The following is an 18113-nucleotide window of genomic DNA, read 5'->3' on the forward strand; positions in this document are numbered from 1 at the left end:
AGGGGCAAAACCATGCAACGTTTTCTCAAAAATCGCGAATGGCTGCTGGCGGGCATCATCGTCATCATGATCGCAGGCTTTGCGCTGCGCGCGCCCGGTTTCGGTAAGCCGGCCAATCTCGTCAATATCTTCAACGACACCTCCATCCTCATCATCCTGGCGCTTGGCCAGATGGCGGTCATTCTCACCAAATCCATCGATCTTTCGGTTGCCGCCAACCTCGCCTTCACCGGCATGGCAGTGGCGATGACCAATGCCGCCTTCCCGGGAATTCCACTGCCGCTTCTCATCGCCATGGCGGTCGGCATCGGCGCGTTTCTGGGATCGATCAACGGCATTCTCGTCTGGTGGCTCGGCATTCCGCCCATCGTCGTCACGCTCGGCACGCTCACCATCTATCGCGGCTTGGCCTTCGTGCTGTCGGGCGGCGGCTGGGTGAATGCGCACCAGCTTTCGCCGACCTTCCTCAACGTGCCGCGCACCATGATCCTCGGCATGCCGGTTTTATCCTGGGTCGCCATCCTCATCATCGCCGGTGCCTGGCTGGTGCTCAGCCGGACCTCTTTTGGCCGCTCCGCCTACGCTTCCGGCGGTAATCCGGGCGCTGCGGTCTATGCCGGCATCGATGTCGGCCGCACGCGCTTTCTGGCTTTCGTTCTGTCGGGTGCACTGGCAGGACTTGCAAGCTATCTCTGGGTGTCGCGTTATGCCGTTGCCTATGTGGATATCGCCGCCGGTTTCGAACTCGATAGCGTGGCGGCAAATGTGATTGGCGGCATCTCCATTGCCGGCGGCATTGGCTCGGTGGCAGGCGCTGTGCTCGGCGCACTGTTTCTCGGCGTCATTAAGAACGCCCTGCCCGTCATCGGCATTTCTCCCTTCGCGCAAATGGCGATTTCCGGCGTGGTTATCGTGCTCGCCGTCGTCTTCAACGCCCGCGCCGAAGCTCGAAAAGGGCGCATCATCCTGCGCGACCGGGCGGCAAGCGATCAGGCCAAGGAGGCCGCAGCATGAGTACGAATTCTCAACCGGCGCAGAAGCCACGTATCATTCCAGACAAGCTCGGCACGCCGTTGCGCCGTCTCCTGGCAAGCTGGGAAGTGCTGCTACTCGGCGTCGCGATCCTCATCTTCATCGCCAATTCGTTTGCCTCGCCCTATTTCCTCAATGCCTGGAACCTGTCAGACGCGACCTTTAACTTCACCGAAAAGGCGATCATCGCCTTTGCGATGGCGCTTCTGATCATCGCTGGCGAGATTGATCTCTCAGTCGCCGCCATCATCGCTCTCGCCTCCACCGCAATGGGTGCGGCGGTGCAGATGGGTGTCGGCACGCCGGGGCTCGTCGCCATCGGCATCGGAACCGGGCTACTCTGCGGGGCGTTCAACGGCTTTCTCGTTGCTGGCCTCAAACTGCCATCCATCGTCGTCACCATCGGTACGATGAGCCTGTTTCGCGGTATTTCCTATATGGTGCTGGGTGATCAGGCCTATGGCAAATATCCGGCGGATTTCGCCTATTTCGGTCAGGGTTACGTGTACTCGGTCATCTCCTTCGAATTCGTGCTGTTCCTCGCCATGGCCGTCATCTTCGCCATTCTGCTGCACGCCACCAATTTCGGCCGGCAGGTCTACGTGATCGGCAACAATCCGTTTGCCGCCCGTTTTTCCGGTATTCCCGTCGAGCGGGTGAAATTCATCCTCTTCCTTTTGACCGGCCTGATGAGCGGCATCGCCGCCGTCTGCCTCACCTCGCGGCTCGGTTCCACCCGCCCCTCGATTGCTCAAGGCTGGGAGCTTGAAGTCGTGACCATGGTGGTGCTCGGCGGCGTGTCCATTCTCGGCGGCTCCGGCACCATTGCAGGTGTCGTCATCGCTGCCTTCGTCATGGGCCTCGTCACCTTCGGCCTCGGTCTTCTGAACGTGCCTGGCATCGTCATGTCGATCTTCGTCGGCCTGCTTTTGATCATCACCATCGCCATACCCATCGTTGTGCGCCGCCTTCGCGCCATCAGAGGCTAAGCCATGCCGGAATTAGAAAAACACGCTTTCAAGATGAAACTCTTCGCCGGCAAGCAAGCCGAATATAGACGGCGCCATGACGAGATATGGCCGGAACTGGTTGCTCTACTGCACGAAGCGGGTGTGAGCGACTATTCAATCCACCTCGACCCGGAAACCGACATCCTGTTCGGCGTGCTGACCCGCCCGAAGAACCACGGCATGGCAGCATTGCCCGAGCATCCCGTGATGAAGAAATGGTGGGCGCATATGGCTGACATCATGGAAAGCAACCCCGATAATTCGCCTGTCGCGACTGACCTTGTGACAGTGTTCCACCTGCCATGAATGACATGACAAAGCCACGCCGCGTCGCGGTCATCGATATAGGCAAGACCAATGCCAAGGTCGTTGTCATTGACACCCGAAGCGGCGAAGAGATAACCGGTGACAGGCGTTCCAACCCTGTCCTTCGTGACGGCATCTATCCGCATTACGATGTGGAGATGCTCTGGAGCTTCATTCTCACCTCTCTGCGGCGGTTCGCGGAAGAGCCGGGTTTCGATGCGATTTCCATCACGACCCATGGCGCGTCTGCCGCACTTCTTGACGAAAACGGCGATCTTGCCATGCCTGTGCTGGATTACGAGCACAGCTACCCCGCAAGCGTTGCGGAAGCCTATCTCCGCATCCGGCCGGATTTTGCTGAAACCGGCTCGCCCTCGCTTCCAGCCGGATTGAACCTTGGCGCGCAAATTCATTTTCAGAAAACTGCCTTTCCGCAGGAATTCGCTGAGGTGCGCAGCATCGTCACCTACGCGCAATATTGGGCGGGGCGGCTGACCGGCGTTCAGGCCACCGAGACGACCTCGCTCGGTTGCCATACGGATTTGTGGAATCCGCGGCTGAAGGCGTTTTCATCGCTGGTCGAGCGCTTGGGCATTGCGCACTTGATGGCGCCGGTGCGCTCCGCCTTCGATGTACTCGGGCCAGTCCGCGAATCGGTGGCGCTGGAAACCGGGCTTTCGGCGGATATATCGGTCTATTGCGGCATCCATGATTCCAACGCCTCGCTGCTGCCGCATCTGCTGCGGCGGCAGGGTGATTTTTCGGTCGTCTCCACCGGCACCTGGGTGGTGAATTTCGCCATCGGCGGTACGGCGGAGACGCTGGATCCCGCCCGTGATACGCTTTTGAATGTCGATGCCCTCGGGCGTCCCGTTCCCTCCTCCCGCTTCATGGGCGGCAGGGAATATGAAACGCTGACGCAACAATTCGGGCCTGCTCCGGACGAAGAAACCGAAGCCGCTCTCGGCGGCGTGCTCACAAGAGGCATGATGCTGTTGCCCAGCGTCGTCAGCGGTTCCGGCCCCTTCCCCGGCAAAACAGCGCGCTGGATTGCCGACGACAATGCCACGGTTGCGGAACGGCACGCGGCAGCGGCGGTTTATCTCGCCCTGATGACGGAGTTCAGTCTATCGCTCATCGGGCGGAAAGGCCCGATACTGGTCGAAGGGCCATTCGCCAGCAATGCGCTTTATCTCAAGGCGCTGGCAGGTTTTGCCGAAACTGAGGTCATCGCCGTCAGCGGCTCCACAGGCACCAGTGCCGGGGCAGCACTCCTCACCGGTATCAAACCACTTGCCGGTCGCGAGCGCCATTTCGCTCCCGATGCCATTGCAGGGCTTCCCGCCTATCGCAGCGAATGGCAGGCCCGTCTGGCTTGACGCAGGACGACAAAATGCGGCCGGGTATCCAGCCGCATTCCGTTTTGCAAAAGGATCAAGCCTTGATGAAGGCCAAGAGATCGGCGTTGAGCACGTCTGCATTGATGGTCAGCATGCCGTGCGAGAAGCCGGGATAGGTCTTCAGCGTACCGTTTTTCAGGAGCTTCACCGATTTCAGCGCAGAGTCCGCAATCGGCACGATCTGGTCATCTTCACCGTGCAGCACGAGTGTAAGCACGCTGATGGCCTTCAGGTCTTCGGTCTGGTCGGTTTCCGAGAATGCCTTGATGCCATCGTAATGCGCCTTGGCACTGCCCATCATACCCTGCCGCCACCAGTTCTGGATCACGCCTTCCTGAACGGTCGCTCCATCGCGGTTGAAGCCGTAGAACGGGCCGGAGGGCACATCGCGGAAGAACTGCGCGCGGTTTGCGGCAAGTGCTGAACGGAAGCCGTCAAAAACCTCCATCGGCAGGCCCTCGGGGTTGGCCTCGGTCTTGAGCATCAGCGGCGGCACGGCGGAAACCAGAACGGCCTTCGCGACGCGGCCTGCGGGTTCACCGTGTCTGGCAACATAACGCGCCACTTCGCCACCGCCGGTAGAATGGCCGATATGCACGGCATTTTTCAGGTCCAGCGCTTCTGCAACCGCAAAGGCGTCTGCGGCATAATGGTCCATATCGTGACCTTCGGAAACCTGCGCGGAGCGGCCGTGACCACGGCGATCATGGGCGACGACACGATATCCTTTCGAGAGGAAAAACAGCATCTGTCCATCCCAGTCGTCGGAGCTGAGTGGCCAGCCGTGGTGAAACACGATGGGCTGAGCATCCTTCGGGCCCCAGTCCTTGTAGAAGATGTCTGTTCCATCTGTCGTCTTAACAAAGCCCATGATCGTTTCTCCTTCGGTTGCGTTGGCATCTTCCGGTGCGATCTATGTTGTGCGCCGGTTTGATGGAGGGATGATGACGCAGGAAAACATCCGCAACAATTGCAACAATAATTCCGAATGAATTGCTGATCTGGCAATAATAGCCGTGCCGCCCGCTGTCTTACGCCCCGGTACCGGCGCTAACGGCACCGCGACCGAAAAGTTGCGACAGAAGACGCAAACGGATTGAAATAACCAACCGGGTAAGTTGCGTTTTAAATTGTGATCAACGGCGCACGGGCGCGGTCGCGACTGCACACCGCCGGAAACGAAACTCGCTAAGTTGTTCGAACTCTCAATCCACGTCGGGATCGTATTCCCTCGGGCTGTCGTCCTTGGAAAACAACACGCAAGGGCCGCGTGAACCGCGTGGATCATAGGCGTATCCCTTGGCGGTCAGTGCCTGCATGATGTCGCGAACACCTTCGAGGCCATAAAGGTGATCGTGCAGCTCGACGAATATCCGCTCCACGCCAGCAAGCTCGGCATTGCCGAGCAGATCGCGTTCCGCGCCCTCGATATCCATCACGAGCGCCGTGATGCCCCGGCTGGCGACAAACGCATCGATATTCTCGGACGAGATTTCGATGCGCCTTTCATAAGGACCCTGATTTTCGTCCATGGACGACATCCAGAGATCCTTGCGGACATAGAAGGGATAGGTACGCGGCTCGTCGGCCGTGAGAAGTCCTTGGGAAAACACGACATTGCCACGGCAATTTGCCTTGATCACCCGTTCCGCCAGTGCCGCTGTGGACGGATTGGCCTCGAATGCCCAAACGGAAACATCCTGAATACCGGCAATGATCGAGGTTATGATGCCGATGCCGGACCCCAGTTCCAATACGCGGTCGCCGGGCTTGATGGCTTTCAGGACGCTGCGGGCCTCTTTCGCCTCATAGCTGCCGTCGGTCAGCGCCTGCCATATGACGGGCGATACCTCATCGGAAGAAAGAGGCAGGGCTACTCCATGCACATCCAGAATTTCCATATTTCCCTAGCCCTTTCTCAAAACCCGGTCTCGTCAACAGAACGATCCCGCATAGACCGCGAATGCTCTACAGTATCGGTGCGACAACCGGTATTGGTTTTCGCCGTCGACGATGTATCCCACTGAATTTAACATGGCTTGCCCTGTTCGAAAGCAAACCCGTTCAAACGGAACTCCAGGCCACCAGCTCCTTGGCCGGCAACGGCCGGCTGATCAGATAGCCCTGTACCAGATCGCATCCCAGACGTTTGACCAGCTCATATTGCTCCTCCGTCTCGATGCCTTCGGCGATGGTGGTCATTCGAAGGCTGCGCCCGACGCCGACCACGAATTCGACGATCGCCAGCGCGTCGCGGTCGCTGGTGATATCGCGCAGGAATGACCGGTCGATCTTGATCTTGTCGAACGGCACGCCGCGCAAATTCGCAAGCGAGGAGTAACCGGTGCCGAAATCGTCCATGGCGATCTGGATGCCGACGGCCTTCAGCCGCGTCAGCGTGTTGATCGTCTGGTCGCTCTTGTTCAGCAGGATCGATTCGGTGATCTCAAGCTCGAGCCGGCTCGGCTCCAGCCCGCTTTTATCAAGGGCACCCATCACGTTCTGAATGAGGTTGGTACTGTGGAACTGAACCGGCGAGAGATTGACCGCCACCTTCATGTCCTCATCCCATCGCATCGCCTCGCGGCAGGCAGTCTCCATCACCCATTTTCCGAGCGAATGGATAAGGCCGGTTCGTTCCGCAACGGGAATGAACACGCTGGGCGGAACATCGCCGCGCACTGGATGTTTCCAGCGCAAAAGTGCCTCGAAGCCACAAAGCTTGCGGGTTTGCGTCGCCACCTGCGGCTGGTAATAGACCTCCATCTCGTCGTTCTGCAGCGCAGTCTGCAGATCAGCCTCGAAGGATTTCTTTTCGGTCAGCTGCTTTTGCATGCGGACTTTGAAAACACTCGCCCGGCCAGGGCCGATGGCCTTGGCTTCATAAAGCGCCAGATCCGCGCGCTTGAACAATTCATCCGCATCGACGGTACCATGCGATATGGCGATGCCGATGCAGGTGCCGATTTTCACCTCCTGCTCGCCGAGCTGGTAGGCCCGGCTGATCTGCTCGATAAGCTTGGAGGCGAGACGGCGCGCCGTGTCCTCATTAAGATCATCGGATACGACAGCGAATTCATCGCCGCCAAGGCGGCAAACCATGTCGTAATCACCGCCGATCCCCGAAAGGCGCTGTGCCACGGCCTGAAGCAAGGCGTCGCCCGAATCGTGGCCAAGCGTGTCGTTGACGTCCTTGAACCCATCAAGATCAAGCAGAAGAATGGCCGTCGTTCCATTGCCGCCGAAGGAGCGGCGCAACCGCTCGATCAGTTCCTGCCGGAACAGCGAGCGGTTCGGAAGGCCCGTCAGCGCATCATGATAGGCATCATGCTCCAGCCGGACATTCTTGGCCTGCAATTCAAGCGTGGCGGCGCGCAGATCATCGGTCAGCCCGCGCATGCTTTTCTGCGCACGGTTCAACAGATCGTTCTGGCGAAGCAGCAATATCACCAGCGCGATGCCGCACAGGATCAATCCGCCCGCAAGCGCGGTGTAGACGATATGCAGCTTGCGCACGTCCTCATGGGCCGTATCGATCAGATTGACGTCATAGGCGACCGACGACGAAGCCAGTGTCGTCATCGGCGCATCGAGCGAGCTCATCTCGGAGAGCAGATCCGGAACATCCCTTGGCTCCAGGGTGTTCATCTGCTGTTCCAGGCGGGCCAGAACCGCGTCAAGGCGGGTTACGAGATCCCGCCATTGCTGCTTTTCATTGATGAAAGCGCCGAGGTTACCCTGCTTCAAGAGCTCCAGGCGGCTTAGCATGATGTCCATGCGCAGCTGCAATTCGTCCCGGTCTATGACACCGGGACTGAGCGCAAAAACGGCCAATTTGTTCTGAAGGCGGAGATACTCCGCCACGGTCTGACTGACCGCCCACGAATCGTTATAGCGGGCAAATTTCTGCAGAGCGGTCTGACGCTCGGCAATGACGAAAGCGATATAGCCCGTTGCCAGGACGAAGCAACAGATGATCACCGCCACAAGTTTTCGCAAACGGCACCTTTATTCCACTATCAATTTGGCAACTTGCCATGCGGACCGCGAATAATAGGTCTGCTTCTGCAATTCCGGGTCGCTATCATAGGGATAGATGACAAACAGCGGACCCTTTTCGCGAACTGTCATGTAGTTGCCATCCAGCTTGATCGCGAGGATAACGTTAAATTTCTTAAAATCCTCAACCGGTATGGTGCTCACATAATCGTTGAGTGCAACTGCCGTTACGCTGGTGCCTTTTGCGCCGACGAGATCCATCAACTTTGCCAGTGACACGCCGTCAAAACGAACGCGGCCATCGTGCCAGGGCGTCGTGGTCTCCACCGTCACCATGCCCAATCCCTCCAGCATGTCGCGATCGAATACCGCAGCGCCATCGGCATTGGTGTTGGTGATGTTTCCGGAGATGGTCAATATCGGCTTGCCTTGCGGCTTGGCGATCGTCCCGGCCTCGGCACAGGAAAGCCACATGAGCGACAGAAACGCACTGAGAAGTACCCGGGCGAAACTCATACTCTTTCTCCATCTAGCGTTCAGGTCGAGGGGTTTTCGCCAACCTCTGAGGGTCAAGGGAACCGACGCTCGCAATATATATCAGGAATGAATGTTATATCCTTAGTGAGATTTTATCCGTATTTTCTCTAGGTTTTGAGTAAACCGTTTGGATAATTTTTCCGTCTTATTGTACTTTTTTACACTTCACGCCCTGTTATGACGCAAGCAACACTACAAGTTACGTCTTCGTATCAATCCGTCTGGTGCGACAAAGGCCAAATTGCGGCATATGCGTGATTGCTTAACAACAGCAACACATGATTCGCGCGTATCGGACAAGACCAATGCGCGTTCGGCATCCGCCTGCCTGTCAGGCAGGAAAGCCGAGAGACAAGTTTCGCATCACAGAAAAATCATGGCGATTGCCAGAGCGAACGGTTGAAACATACCGTACGCAACTTAATATAAGAGCTGTCATTTCCGTTTCCGGCATTTTCAGCTTCCTCTTGCCGGAAATGCCCAGACGCCCGTTCCGCGCAGCGCAAGCGGCGATACCGGATATATTCCGGTCAGGAAAATTCTGTTCACGTCTCCGGGCTGGACGGCACCCTGCCGTATCGGCCGCATCATGAAGGTAGTCCCTATGCACACCTATCCCGACATCAAACTTCTCATTGATGGCGAATGGCGAGACGCCGTTTCCGGCAAGACGATCGCCGTATCCGACCCTGCGACCGACGAAATCATCGGCGCGATCGCCCATGCCGAAAAGGCGGACCTCGATCTGGCGCTTGCCGCCGCCGAACGTGGCTTCAAGGTCTGGCGCGACACCTCGCCCTTCGAGCGTTCCAAGATCATGCGCAGGGCAGCCGACATCCTGCGCGAGCGCAAGGACAAGATCGCCTATATAATGACCCGCGAGCAGGGCAAGCCGCTGTCGCAATCGGCAACCGAAATCATGGGCGCCGCCGATACCATCGACTGGTTCGCCGAAGAAGCACGTCGCACCTACGGCCAGGTCATCCCGGCGCGCGCAACCGGCGTTTCCCAGCTTGCCATCAAGCTGCCGGTTGGTCCCGTCGCGGCGTTTACGCCATGGAACTTCCCGATCAACCAGATCGTCCGCAAGCTTTCGGCTGCCCTTGCCACTGGCTGCTCCATCATCGTCAAGGCCCCGGAGGAAACACCGGCATCGCCGGCGGAACTGATCCGAGCGTTTGTGGATGCGGGCGTGCCGGCGGGTGTCATCGGTCTCGTTTACGGCGTGCCATCCGAGATTTCGGAATATCTGATCCCGCATCCGGTCATCCGCAAGATTTCCTTCACGGGCTCCACGCCGATCGGCAAACATCTGGCAGCGCTTGCCGGCAAGCACATGAAGCGCGCCACGATGGAACTCGGCGGTCATGCGCCAGTGATGATCTTTGACGATGCCGATATCGAAAAAGCGATCGAGGTGACCTCGCTTGCCAAGTTCCGCAATGCCGGTCAGGTCTGCGTCGCTCCCACCCGCTTCCTCGTGCAGGACGGTGTGGCGGATCGCTTCCTTGAAGGTTTCGTGGAAGCCACGAAGGCGATCAAGGTCGGCAACGGCCTGGAAGAAGGTGTCGTCATGGGGCCGCTCGCCAATGAGCGCCGCATCCCAGCGCTGGAAGGCCTGATCAACGACGCCGTTTCTCATGGCGCGGAACTGAAGACCGGTGGCCGCCGAATCGGCAACAAGGGCAATTTCTTCGAGCCCACGGTGCTCGCCAACGTGCCCGTGACAGCCAAGATCATGAACGACGAGCCCTTCGGTCCCGTCGCCATCATCAACCGCTTCTCGACATTCGATGATGCCATCAACGAAGCGAACCGCCTGCCTTTCGGCCTTGCATCCTACGCCTTTACCAGCTCGGTCAAGACAGCGCATGCGCTCGGCCACCAGGTCGAGGCGGGCATGCTGACCATCAACCACAACGGCCTTGCGCTTCCCGAAGTCCCCTTCGGCGGCGTCAAGGATTCCGGTTATGGCACGGAGGGCGGTTCGGAGGCGGTTCAGGCCTATCTGGAGACGAAATTCGTCAGCCAGATGAGCTGAAGCTTTGGATGCAAGCTCAGGGCGGATGACAATATCCGCCCTGAACCTGAATTTGGCGAACCCGGAATCTCCACGCGTCGTCACCCCGGACTAGATCCGGGGTCCAGCGCGATCAAGTCATTGACCAAAAAAGACTACTCACCGCGCAGGCGCCCAGTGGCCGGATGCAGGATGCCGGATCAAGCCCGGAATGACGGAGTGAAAGACCTTCGTCAATCTGTGAAGAAGCAAGATCTGCTATGTCTTTTCTTCGGTAGTACCGCCTCCCTTGCCTCCGTCCTCATCATGCCCTACAAGAACAAAAAGTGAACTTAGAGAGGCACTATGAGCGAGACAGCGGCACCCGCGTTGAAGGAAATCTTCAACCACGAAAAACTGCGACACATCGCCGATCAGACCAAAGCCGTTCATGCGCCTTTCGATGTTCCCGCCTTCATGGCGCTTGCCACGACAAATCTCGAAGCGCTGGGCATCATGCAGCGCATGCGGCAAGTGGCGACCAGCCTGCACGCCACGCTTCCCGGCGACTATGCCCGCAACATCGAAATTTTGACAGCCGCAGCACCCGGGATAGGCAACGGTTTCGCGTCCATTTCGCTGCCAGAATATGTGGCGCTTTACGGTCTCGACGATTTCGATCTTTCCATGCAGGCGCTGCAATATTTCACCCGTTTCGGCTCCTCGGAATTTGCGATCCGCCATTTCCTGCAAAGGGATCTGGCCCGAACACTTGCCGTGATGGAAACATGGTCACGACATGACAACGAGCATGTGCGAAGGCTGGCGAGCGAAGGCTGCCGGCCGCGCCTGCCTTGGTCGTTCCAGCTCAAAGCCCTGATCGATGATCCCTCACCGGTAACCGCGATCCTTGATGCCATGAAAGCTGACGAGGCGCTTTACGTGCGCAAATCCGTCGCCAATCATCTGAACGACATCACCAAGGACAATCCCGCTTTCGTGCTGGCGCTCATCGGCACATGGCCGAAGGAAAACCCGCATACACGCTGGATCGTGCGGCAGGCCTTGCGTACTCTGGTCAAGAAAGGTGACGCTGCCGCGCTCGCCCATTTCGGTGCCCATAAGGAGGCTCAGATCGCACTTTCGGCGTTTCAGGTTTCTCCTGAAAAGGTCGCTCTTGGTAATCCGGTGCGGATTTCAGCTTCTTTCACCTCGACGGCAGAAAGCCCGCAGAAGCTGGTGATCGATTATGCCGTGCATTACGTGAAAAAGAGCGGTGACGCCTCCGCGAAAGTCTTCAAGTGGAAAGAAATCGAGTTGCAGCCGGGCGAAACATGCGCGCTCTCGATAAGCCGCGCCATGCGTGATTTCACCACCCGCAAGCACTATGCGGGTGTTCACAAGGTTGACCTGATGGTCAATGGCAGGCTGGCGGCCGAGGCCTCTTTCGAACTGCTGATATGAGGCTGGCGAGAGCGTCCCTCAAGCCGCCGGGAAAATCTTCGCACGGCGGATGATGACGGAACCGCGATCGCCTGCCGCGACATCATTTTCCGGCGGCACGTCGAATTCGAGGAGATCGCCGCCATCTGTGCTGGCAATCACCCGCCGCTCGCCTGCCCGGTCGAGAACCCGCGAAACCGAGGCTGGAATGCCCTCGTGCAGATCTTCCCATTCCAGGTCGGAGGGACGGGCATAGATCTCGACGGCGCCATCCGCCTGACCGTAGGAGAAAGGCAGTTCGTTGTCACCGACATAGACCTTGCCGCCGCGCGCCACGCCGGACACACGGTTGGCATCGCCGAGAAAGCGCATGACGAAGGCGCTGTTCGGCTGGCGGCAGACTTCCTTCGGCGTGCCCTGTTGCACGATCTCGCCCTGATTGAGGATGACGACGCGGTCAGCGAGATCCAGTGCCTCTTCCTGATCATGCGTCACGAAAATCGTGGTAATGCCCAGCGCGCCGTGAATTTCACGCAGCCAGCGGCGCAGGTCGCGGCGCACATTGGCATCCAGCGCGCCGAAGGGCTCATCCAGTAGAAGCACTTTGGGATCGACCGAAAGCGCACGGGCCAGCGCCACACGCTGCCGCTGCCCACCGGAAATCTGCGCCGGGAACCGGTCGCCCAGACCGTCAAGCTTGACCAGGTTCAACAGTTCCCTGACCCGCGCATCGATCGCGGCTTTGTCGCGCTTCACCTTCGACACCTTCATACCGAACGCGATGTTTTCATGCAGCGTCATATGCGGAAAAAGTGCGTAGTGCTGGAACACGAAACCGACGCCGCGATCGCGCACCGGAATATTGGTGGCGTCCTCGTCTCCAAAAAAGATGCGGCCGCCATCGCTATATTCGAGACCCGCGACCATGCGCAAAATCGTGGTTTTGCCAGAGCCGGAAGGGCCGAGCAGCGCCAGAAGCTCGCCACTTTCAATATCGAGCGAGACATCGCGCACCGCGCGGAATGTATCGAAGGTCTTCACCACATTTTCGAGGCGGATTTTCATGGGAATCAGGTCTCCGTGGCGATGGCGGCACCGCCGCTGGTCTTCTTGGCCCCGCGCCCCGCACCACGCCCTTCCAGCGCCACCTTGGCGATGATGGTGACGACGGCGAGCAGAGCGAGGATGGAGGCCGACGCAAAGGCGCCGGCCGTCTGGTAATCATGGTAGAGCAGCTCGATATGCAGCGGCAGCGTGTTGGTCTGGCCGCGAATATTGCCTGACACGACCGACACCGCGCCAAATTCACCCATGACGCGGGCGTTGCACAGAACGACGCCGTAGAGCAGTGCCCATTTGATATTCGGTAGCGTCACCGAAAAGAAGGTGCGCCAGCCGGATGCGCCAAGCGAGGTGGCCGCCTCCTCCAGATCGCGGCCCTGCGCCTGCATCAATGGGATCAGCTCGCGCGCCACAAAGGGTGCCGTGACGAACATCGACGCGATGACGATGCCGGGTAGTGCAAAGAGTATCTTGATATTGTGCGCATCGAGGAACGGCCCAAACAGCCCCTGCAGCCCATAAACGAAGAGATAGGCGACACCGGCAACGATCGGCGAGATGGAGAAGGGTATCTCGATCAGCACCAGCAGGAAGCGCCGGCCGGGAAAATCGAATTTGGTGATCGCCCATGCGGCCGCGACGCCGAAGGCCGTGTTGATCGGCACCGCAATCAGCGCCGTCAGCACCGTCAGCATGATGGCGTGGCGGGTATCGGGGTGGGTGATGGTGGCTGAGTAAACCTTCCAGCCCTGCGAAAAAGCCTCGACCCCGATGATGGTCAGAGGAGCGACAACCAGGAACGCGCCGATGACGAGCACAAAAGCGATCAGGCTACGGCGAACCCAGGGCGCGTCACCGACGCGCGGTGGCTTGCGATGCGAGGAAATGGCGCTCATGTCTCAGCTCCTCACCGTATAACGAAGCGCACGCGCCTGCAGGGCGTTGGTCACCGCCAGCATCACGAAGGCCGCGATGAGCAGCACGGAGGCGATGGCGGCGGCGGCCTGATAATCATATTCCTCCAGCCGGATGAAGATCAGCAGCGCCGTAATTTCCGTTGAAAACGGCTGGTTGCCGGCGATGAAGATGATGGCGCCGAACTCACCGAGGCTGCGCGCGAAAGAGAGCGAGAGACCGGCCAGCAGAGCTGGCGTCAGAAGCGGCAGGATGACCTTGCGGAAGATTTCGAGATCGGAACCGCCAAGCGATTGCGCCGCCTCCTCCAATGCCGGATCGAGGTCTTCGAGCACCGGCTGCACGGTGCGCACGATGAAGGGTAGACTGGTAAAGGCCATCGCCACCATGATGCCGAGCGGCGTATAGGCAACCTTGATGCCGAATTGCGCAAGCACCGAGCCGAACCAGCCGTTACCCGCAAACAGCGTCGTCAGCGCAATGCCGGCAACAGCGGTGGGAAGCGCAAAAGGCAGATCGACAATGGCATCGACAAGGCGCCAGCCGGGAAAGCGGTAACGCGTCAGCACCCAGGCAAGTGCCAGTCCGAAAACGACGTTGAACAAGGTCGCGGCCAGCGCGCAGAGCACGGTAACCCGGTAACTTGCGACGGCGCGCGGCGAAGAGATAATGGCCCAGTATTCGGCAGGGCCAAGGCTCGCCGCCTTGAACACCAGCGCCGAGAGCGGCAGAAGCACTATGATGGCGACGTAAGTGAGGGTAACGCCGAGGGACAATTTAAGCCCCGGCAGAACATTCCGCTTCAAACCCCGCCCCCATTTCATCATAAAGCGACCCGGCAGTTTCCCGCCGGGTCTTTTACCTGTTGCATATCGTCGTGATTAACGGCTGCCGTAGAGCGTATCAAGCGTCGCGCCGGACGCAAAATGCTCTTTCTGGATTTTATTCCAGCCGCCGAAGACGTCATTGACGTTGACGAGGCGAATGGCCGGGAACTTGTCCTTGAACTCGCCGACAACCTTTTCGTTGTGAACGCGATGGCCGAATTCGGCAGCAATGCGCTGGCCCTCTTCGGTGTAGAGGAAATCGAGGTAGCTCTTCGCCAGATCGCGCGAGCCGCGCTTGTCGACCACCTTGTCCACCACGGCGACCGGGAATTCGGCGAGCAGGCTGACGGAAGGCACCACGCCCTCAACCTTGTCGGCGCCATATTGCTTGGCAATGCCGCGGGTCTCGGCTTCGAAGGTGATCAGCACGTCGCCGATTTCACGTTCCACGAAGGTGGTGGTGGCGGCGCGGCCTCCGGTGTCGAAAACAGGGGTGTTGTCGAAGATTTTCTTGACGAATTCCTGAACCTTCTTCTCGTCGCCGTTGAACTTCTCCTTGGCATAGGCCGTGGCGGCGAGATAGGTGTAACGGGCGTTACCCGAGGTCTTCGGATTGGGGAAAACCACCTTCACGTCGTCACGTGCAAGATCGTCCCAGTCCTTGATGTGCTTGGGATTACCGGCACGCACGAGGAAGGAAGGGAAGGAATAGAACGGCGAGGCGTCGTTCGCGAAATTCTTCTGCCAGTCGGCGGAAACGAAACCCTGCTTCACCAGAAAATCGACATCCGTTACCTGGTTGAAGGTGACGACATCGGCTTCCAGACCCTCAACGATGGCACGCGCCTGCTTGGAGGTGCCGGCGTGCGACTGATCAACCGTGATACCCGGATGCAGCTTGATGAAAGCCTCGTTCTCGGCTGCGAAAACCTCACGGGCAACATCGTAGGAGGCGTTGAGAATGGTGGTCGGAGACTGCGCCTGCGCCGCACCTGCAAAAAGAGCGGCAATGGCAGTGCCGATGATGAGAAGACGTTTCATGAATACCCCCGGAAAATCGAATGGTCGTCAACATAACGGGGGGCGACAACGCCTGCGAGCAACAGCCGTGCGTTAAGCAGAAGCGTATTAGAAATTTCACCCAAGCAACATCAATTCGAAAGGCGATGATTTCATATATGTCCGCAAGCCGGATTTCTTTTGCGTTGCGCAATCTAAAGGCGGTGCTCGGGAAAGAGATTACCGGAATGTTTGGTAAAATATGGCAGAAGGTCTTCTTCACGCACCTCTTCCAGCTGTGCCGGTCGCCAGCGCGGATTGCGGTCCTTGTCGACCAGGGCCGCACGCACGCCCTCATAAAAATCATGACCCCGCAATATCTCCGTGCCGGCGGCAAATTCCCGTTCGAGGCATTCGATGAGGCTGGCGCTTTCCCGCCCCAGGCGCAGCAGCTTCAGGGTTAGTTTGAGACTGGTAGGGGAGCGTTTTTTGAGAATTTCCAGAGTCTCGCGCGAAAACGTATCGTCACGCTCCGAAAGTGCTGCGAAAATCTCCTCGACCGTGTCGAAACGGAATGCCGCGTCAATGATCTCACGGTGTGCCGACAGGACGCCCTCACCAGCTTCGACGGCATAAGTTCCGATTACAGCCTCGACACCATCAGGATCGAGCGCTTGTGATAGATTCTCCACCAAATCTGTAAGGCGCGCAGAAGGGACGAAATAATCGGCAAAACCGGCGTAGATCGCATCGGCAGCAGTGACCGCATTGCCTGTCAGCCCCAGCCAGGTGCCGCATTCGCCCGGCGCTCTGGGCAAAAGCCAGGAACCGCCGACGTCAGGGAAATAGCCGATACCGGTTTCCGGCATGGCAAGCTTCGTCCGCTCGGTGACTATGCGGTGGCTGGCATGGGCGGAAATGCCGACGCCGCCACCCATGACGATGCCGTCCATCAACGTGACATAAGGTTTACCAAAGCGGGCAATACGATAATTCAGCGGAAACTCTTCGCGCCAGAAATCCAGCACCTGCGGATCGCCCGCTTTGCCGAGATCGTGAATGATGCGAACGTCACCCCCCGCACAGAGCCCCCTGTCGCCTTCCCCTGTCAGCACCACGCAGGAAACGTCAGGGTCATCCTCGAAACGGTGAAGCGCCTGGAGCATGGCACGAACCATCGGCAGCGTCAGGCTGTTGATGGCTTTCGGACGGTTCAGGTGGATGATGCCGGCCCCTCCCCGTCTTCCGATGACGACCTGCGTCTCCGCTTCCGTTGCAACTTCCAAGGTCGCCTCCTCCGCTACCGTTCACCAGCCCATCTTGGAGGTCCGGGCGCGATCACGCAACGTTGATCTTGTCCTTCAGGAACGTCTTTCGCTCAAACCGCTTTCACCCGCGTAAAATGCCTGAAATCCGCTTTCGCAATGCAGCATGTTTGCTTGACGCCCGGAAAATCATGGCATGTAATGGAGTTTGAAATGCCGGCATTGATTCCTGTCGAGCGTGTGCCGGACCAAGCGGAATGTCGCCTTGTCAAAGGCGTTGTCAACAGCAACGGGAGACGAGCATGCAGGTTTCGGAACAAGAGTGGATCAGCAAACGGGCCTATACACTTTGGGAAAAGGAAGGCCATCCACATGGCCGTGACGCGGACCATTGGGAACAGGCAAAGCATGAATTTTCGCTGCTGAAGACATCGGAGGCGACAAAGCCTGCCCAGCGCAAGAAAGCAGCGCCGAAGACCGCTGCTGCGGAGCCGGAGGCAGAAGCCCCCGCAAAACCCAAGGCCCGCGCACGCAAGGCCGCAACCGCGAAATAAAAGTACTCTCGTGATAATCTGAACCGGCAAATGAAAAGCCCGACGAAATCTCGCCGGGCTTTGTCTGTTTATCGCGGATCGCAACCGGGATCACCGACCCGGCAACCGCCCTGAAAGTTTTCCGAGGCGGGCGCGCGGCGTGGATCATCCCACTGGCGGCGCTCCGGACGACGCTGGCCTTCGTCCTGATTTGGCTGGCGATCGCGATTGCGGTCGCGATTTTCTTCCTCGAACCGAGGACGGTCACCATCTCGACGCGGCCTGTCCTGGTTTCCGTCGCCCCGGTTTCTGTCACCCTGGTTCCAGTCGCCGTAACGGCGCTCCCAGCGGCCGTCATTCGGTCCACCGCCCTGACGCGGATCGCGCCATTCATCCCGGCGGCCATCACGCCATTCGTCGCGCGGACGCGGGCGTTCCCAGTCACCGCGCGGCGGCGGAGGCGCAGCATTCCAGTAACCGCCTGATGGCGGCGGACGACGCCAGCGGTCACGCTCGCGGTAGAAGTCACGGTCACGATAATAACGGTCCCAATAACGACCGGCTTCGAAGGTGATCACGGGAACGCCGAGATCGCGGTAATAACGCGGCTCAACGTAGACCCGGTTCTGCCTGAACGTCGTCTGGATGTAACGACCGGCGACCCAACCACGACCGCTGACGAAAGAGACGTCGCACCACGGCGTATCGGACAGGCAGCCATGTACCGTCAATGGTGCGCCGACCGGGATCACGACCACGGCCGGATAGGCTGTGCTCGGACCGGAG

At 58.8% G+C, this 18113-nt stretch carries 17 protein-coding genes; 7 read left to right on the plus strand and 10 right to left on the minus strand.

The features are described 5' to 3' along the window. Positions 1 to 12: 12 nt before the first annotated feature. Genes T18_RS10465 through T18_RS10480 form a run of 4 tightly spaced genes read left to right on the plus strand, consistent with a single transcriptional unit; the run spans position 13 to position 3727 of the window. A complete protein-coding gene (locus T18_RS10465; RefSeq protein ID WP_003511204.1) occupies positions 13 to 1014 on the plus strand; it encodes an ABC transporter permease in 1002 nt (333 codons plus the stop codon). After that, entirely contained in the window at positions 1011 to 2021 is a 1011-nt protein-coding gene (locus tag T18_RS10470; RefSeq protein ID WP_003511205.1) for an ABC transporter permease, read from the plus strand. The genes T18_RS10465 and T18_RS10470 overlap by 4 nt, the downstream gene beginning before the upstream one ends. A gap of 3 nt (positions 2022 to 2024) precedes the next feature. Then, entirely contained in the window at positions 2025 to 2348 is a 324-nt protein-coding gene (gene rhaM / locus T18_RS10475; RefSeq protein ID WP_003511206.1) for an L-rhamnose mutarotase, read from the plus strand. Beyond that, positions 2345 to 3727: an FGGY-family carbohydrate kinase gene (locus T18_RS10480; RefSeq protein WP_003511207.1), complete on the plus strand. Its 1383-nt coding sequence runs from the start codon at positions 2345 to 2347 to the stop codon at positions 3725 to 3727. Before rhaM ends, T18_RS10480 begins: the two co-directional genes overlap by 4 nt. Before the next feature lie 55 nt (positions 3728 to 3782). Here T18_RS10480 and T18_RS10485 read toward each other — a convergent pair whose 3' ends face one another. The 4 genes from T18_RS10485 to T18_RS10500 form a co-directional block, all read right to left on the minus strand. Further along, positions 3783 to 4619 (minus strand): alpha/beta fold hydrolase, encoded by an 837-nt coding sequence (locus T18_RS10485; protein ID WP_003511208.1) that lies wholly within the window; start codon positions 4617 to 4619, stop codon positions 3783 to 3785. Positions 4620 to 4953: 334 nt separating this feature from the next. Next, positions 4954 to 5649 (minus strand): FkbM family methyltransferase, encoded by a 696-nt coding sequence (locus T18_RS10490; RefSeq protein ID WP_003511210.1) that lies wholly within the window; start codon positions 5647 to 5649, stop codon positions 4954 to 4956. A 163-nt stretch (positions 5650 to 5812) separates the two neighbouring features. Then, complete coding sequence (locus tag T18_RS10495) at positions 5813 to 7747, minus strand: putative bifunctional diguanylate cyclase/phosphodiesterase (protein ID WP_038494157.1); 1935 nt, start codon at positions 7745 to 7747, stop codon at positions 5813 to 5815. Between the two features lie 9 nt (positions 7748 to 7756). Beyond that, positions 7757 to 8263 carry a molybdopterin-dependent oxidoreductase gene (locus tag T18_RS10500; RefSeq protein WP_003511212.1) on the minus strand — a complete coding sequence of 169 codons (507 nt, stop codon included), beginning with the start codon at positions 8261 to 8263 and terminating at the stop codon, positions 7757 to 7759. Positions 8264 to 8888: 625 nt separating this feature from the next. Between T18_RS10500 and T18_RS10510 the strand changes: the two genes are divergently transcribed. Together T18_RS10510 and T18_RS10515 are read left to right on the plus strand one after the other, a co-directional pair. Then, positions 8889 to 10325 carry an NAD-dependent succinate-semialdehyde dehydrogenase gene (locus tag T18_RS10510; RefSeq protein WP_003511213.1) on the plus strand — a complete coding sequence of 479 codons (1437 nt, stop codon included), beginning with the start codon at positions 8889 to 8891 and terminating at the stop codon, positions 10323 to 10325. A gap of 324 nt (positions 10326 to 10649) precedes the next feature. After that, on the plus strand, positions 10650 to 11747 hold the full coding sequence (locus T18_RS10515) for a DNA alkylation repair protein (protein ID WP_003511214.1): 1098 nt from the start codon (positions 10650 to 10652) through the stop codon (positions 11745 to 11747). Between the two features lie 18 nt (positions 11748 to 11765). Here T18_RS10515 and T18_RS10520 read toward each other — a convergent pair whose 3' ends face one another. The 5 genes from T18_RS10520 to T18_RS10540 form a co-directional block, all read right to left on the minus strand. Then, complete coding sequence (locus T18_RS10520; protein ID WP_003511215.1) at positions 11766 to 12791, minus strand: sulfate/molybdate ABC transporter ATP-binding protein; 1026 nt, start codon at positions 12789 to 12791, stop codon at positions 11766 to 11768. A gap of 5 nt (positions 12792 to 12796) precedes the next feature. Next, positions 12797 to 13684, minus strand: a complete 888-nt coding sequence (gene cysW / locus T18_RS10525; protein ID WP_003511217.1) for a sulfate ABC transporter permease subunit CysW — start codon at positions 13682 to 13684, stop codon at positions 12797 to 12799. A gap of 3 nt (positions 13685 to 13687) precedes the next feature. Next, positions 13688 to 14530 carry a sulfate ABC transporter permease subunit CysT gene (cysT, locus tag T18_RS10530; RefSeq protein WP_003511219.1) on the minus strand — a complete coding sequence of 281 codons (843 nt, stop codon included), beginning with the start codon at positions 14528 to 14530 and terminating at the stop codon, positions 13688 to 13690. A gap of 54 nt (positions 14531 to 14584) precedes the next feature. Continuing rightward, a complete protein-coding gene (gene cysP, locus T18_RS10535; protein ID WP_003511221.1) occupies positions 14585 to 15571 on the minus strand; it encodes a thiosulfate ABC transporter substrate-binding protein CysP in 987 nt (328 codons plus the stop codon). A gap of 173 nt (positions 15572 to 15744) precedes the next feature. Then, the gene (locus T18_RS10540) at positions 15745 to 16815 is read right to left on the minus strand and encodes an enoyl-CoA hydratase/isomerase family protein (RefSeq protein ID WP_003511223.1); all 1071 of its coding nucleotides are present in this window, start codon (positions 16813 to 16815) and stop codon (positions 15745 to 15747) included. 281 nt (positions 16816 to 17096) lie between these two features. Here T18_RS10540 and T18_RS10545 point away from each other — a divergent pair, with 281 nt between their 5' ends. Next, on the plus strand, positions 17097 to 17348 hold the full coding sequence (locus tag T18_RS10545) for a DUF2934 domain-containing protein (RefSeq protein WP_003511224.1): 252 nt from the start codon (positions 17097 to 17099) through the stop codon (positions 17346 to 17348). A gap of 68 nt (positions 17349 to 17416) precedes the next feature. On the opposite strand, the gene T18_RS10550 is transcribed toward T18_RS10545, so the two are convergent. After that, a partial coding sequence (locus tag T18_RS10550) for an SH3 domain-containing protein (protein ID WP_323455217.1) occupies positions 17417 to 18113 on the minus strand: 697 nt, incomplete at its 5' end.

It is taken from the genome of Rhizobium sp. TBD182 (assembly GCF_001950375.1).
GTDB lineage: Bacteria > Pseudomonadota > Alphaproteobacteria > Rhizobiales > Rhizobiaceae > Agrobacterium > Agrobacterium tumefaciens.

Excerpts from the sequence above, each read along its gene's own strand:
- T18_RS10465 (WP_003511204.1), top strand. The coding sequence starts at position 13 with ATGCAACGTTTTCTCAAAAATCGCGAATGGCTGCTGGCGGGCATCATC.
- T18_RS10470 (WP_003511205.1), top strand. The coding sequence starts at position 1,011 with ATGAGTACGAATTCTCAACCGGCGCAGAAGCCACGTATCATTCCAGAC.
- rhaM (WP_003511206.1), top strand. The coding sequence starts at position 2,025 with ATGCCGGAATTAGAAAAACACGCTTTCAAGATGAAACTCTTCGCCGGC.
- T18_RS10480 (WP_003511207.1), top strand. The coding sequence starts at position 2,345 with ATGAATGACATGACAAAGCCACGCCGCGTCGCGGTCATCGATATAGGC.
- T18_RS10485 (WP_003511208.1), bottom strand. The coding sequence starts at position 4,619 with ATGGGCTTTGTTAAGACGACAGATGGAACAGACATCTTCTACAAGGAC.
- T18_RS10490 (WP_003511210.1), bottom strand. The coding sequence starts at position 5,649 with ATGGAAATTCTGGATGTGCATGGAGTAGCCCTGCCTCTTTCTTCCGAT.
- T18_RS10500 (WP_003511212.1), bottom strand. The coding sequence starts at position 8,263 with ATGAGTTTCGCCCGGGTACTTCTCAGTGCGTTTCTGTCGCTCATGTGG.
- T18_RS10510 (WP_003511213.1), top strand. The coding sequence starts at position 8,889 with ATGCACACCTATCCCGACATCAAACTTCTCATTGATGGCGAATGGCGA.
- T18_RS10515 (WP_003511214.1), top strand. The coding sequence starts at position 10,650 with ATGAGCGAGACAGCGGCACCCGCGTTGAAGGAAATCTTCAACCACGAA.
- T18_RS10520 (WP_003511215.1), bottom strand. The coding sequence starts at position 12,791 with ATGAAAATCCGCCTCGAAAATGTGGTGAAGACCTTCGATACATTCCGC.
- cysW (WP_003511217.1), bottom strand. The coding sequence starts at position 13,684 with ATGAGCGCCATTTCCTCGCATCGCAAGCCACCGCGCGTCGGTGACGCG.
- cysT (WP_003511219.1), bottom strand. The coding sequence starts at position 14,530 with ATGATGAAATGGGGGCGGGGTTTGAAGCGGAATGTTCTGCCGGGGCTT.
- cysP (WP_003511221.1), bottom strand. The coding sequence starts at position 15,571 with ATGAAACGTCTTCTCATCATCGGCACTGCCATTGCCGCTCTTTTTGCA.
- T18_RS10545 (WP_003511224.1), top strand. The coding sequence starts at position 17,097 with ATGCAGGTTTCGGAACAAGAGTGGATCAGCAAACGGGCCTATACACTT.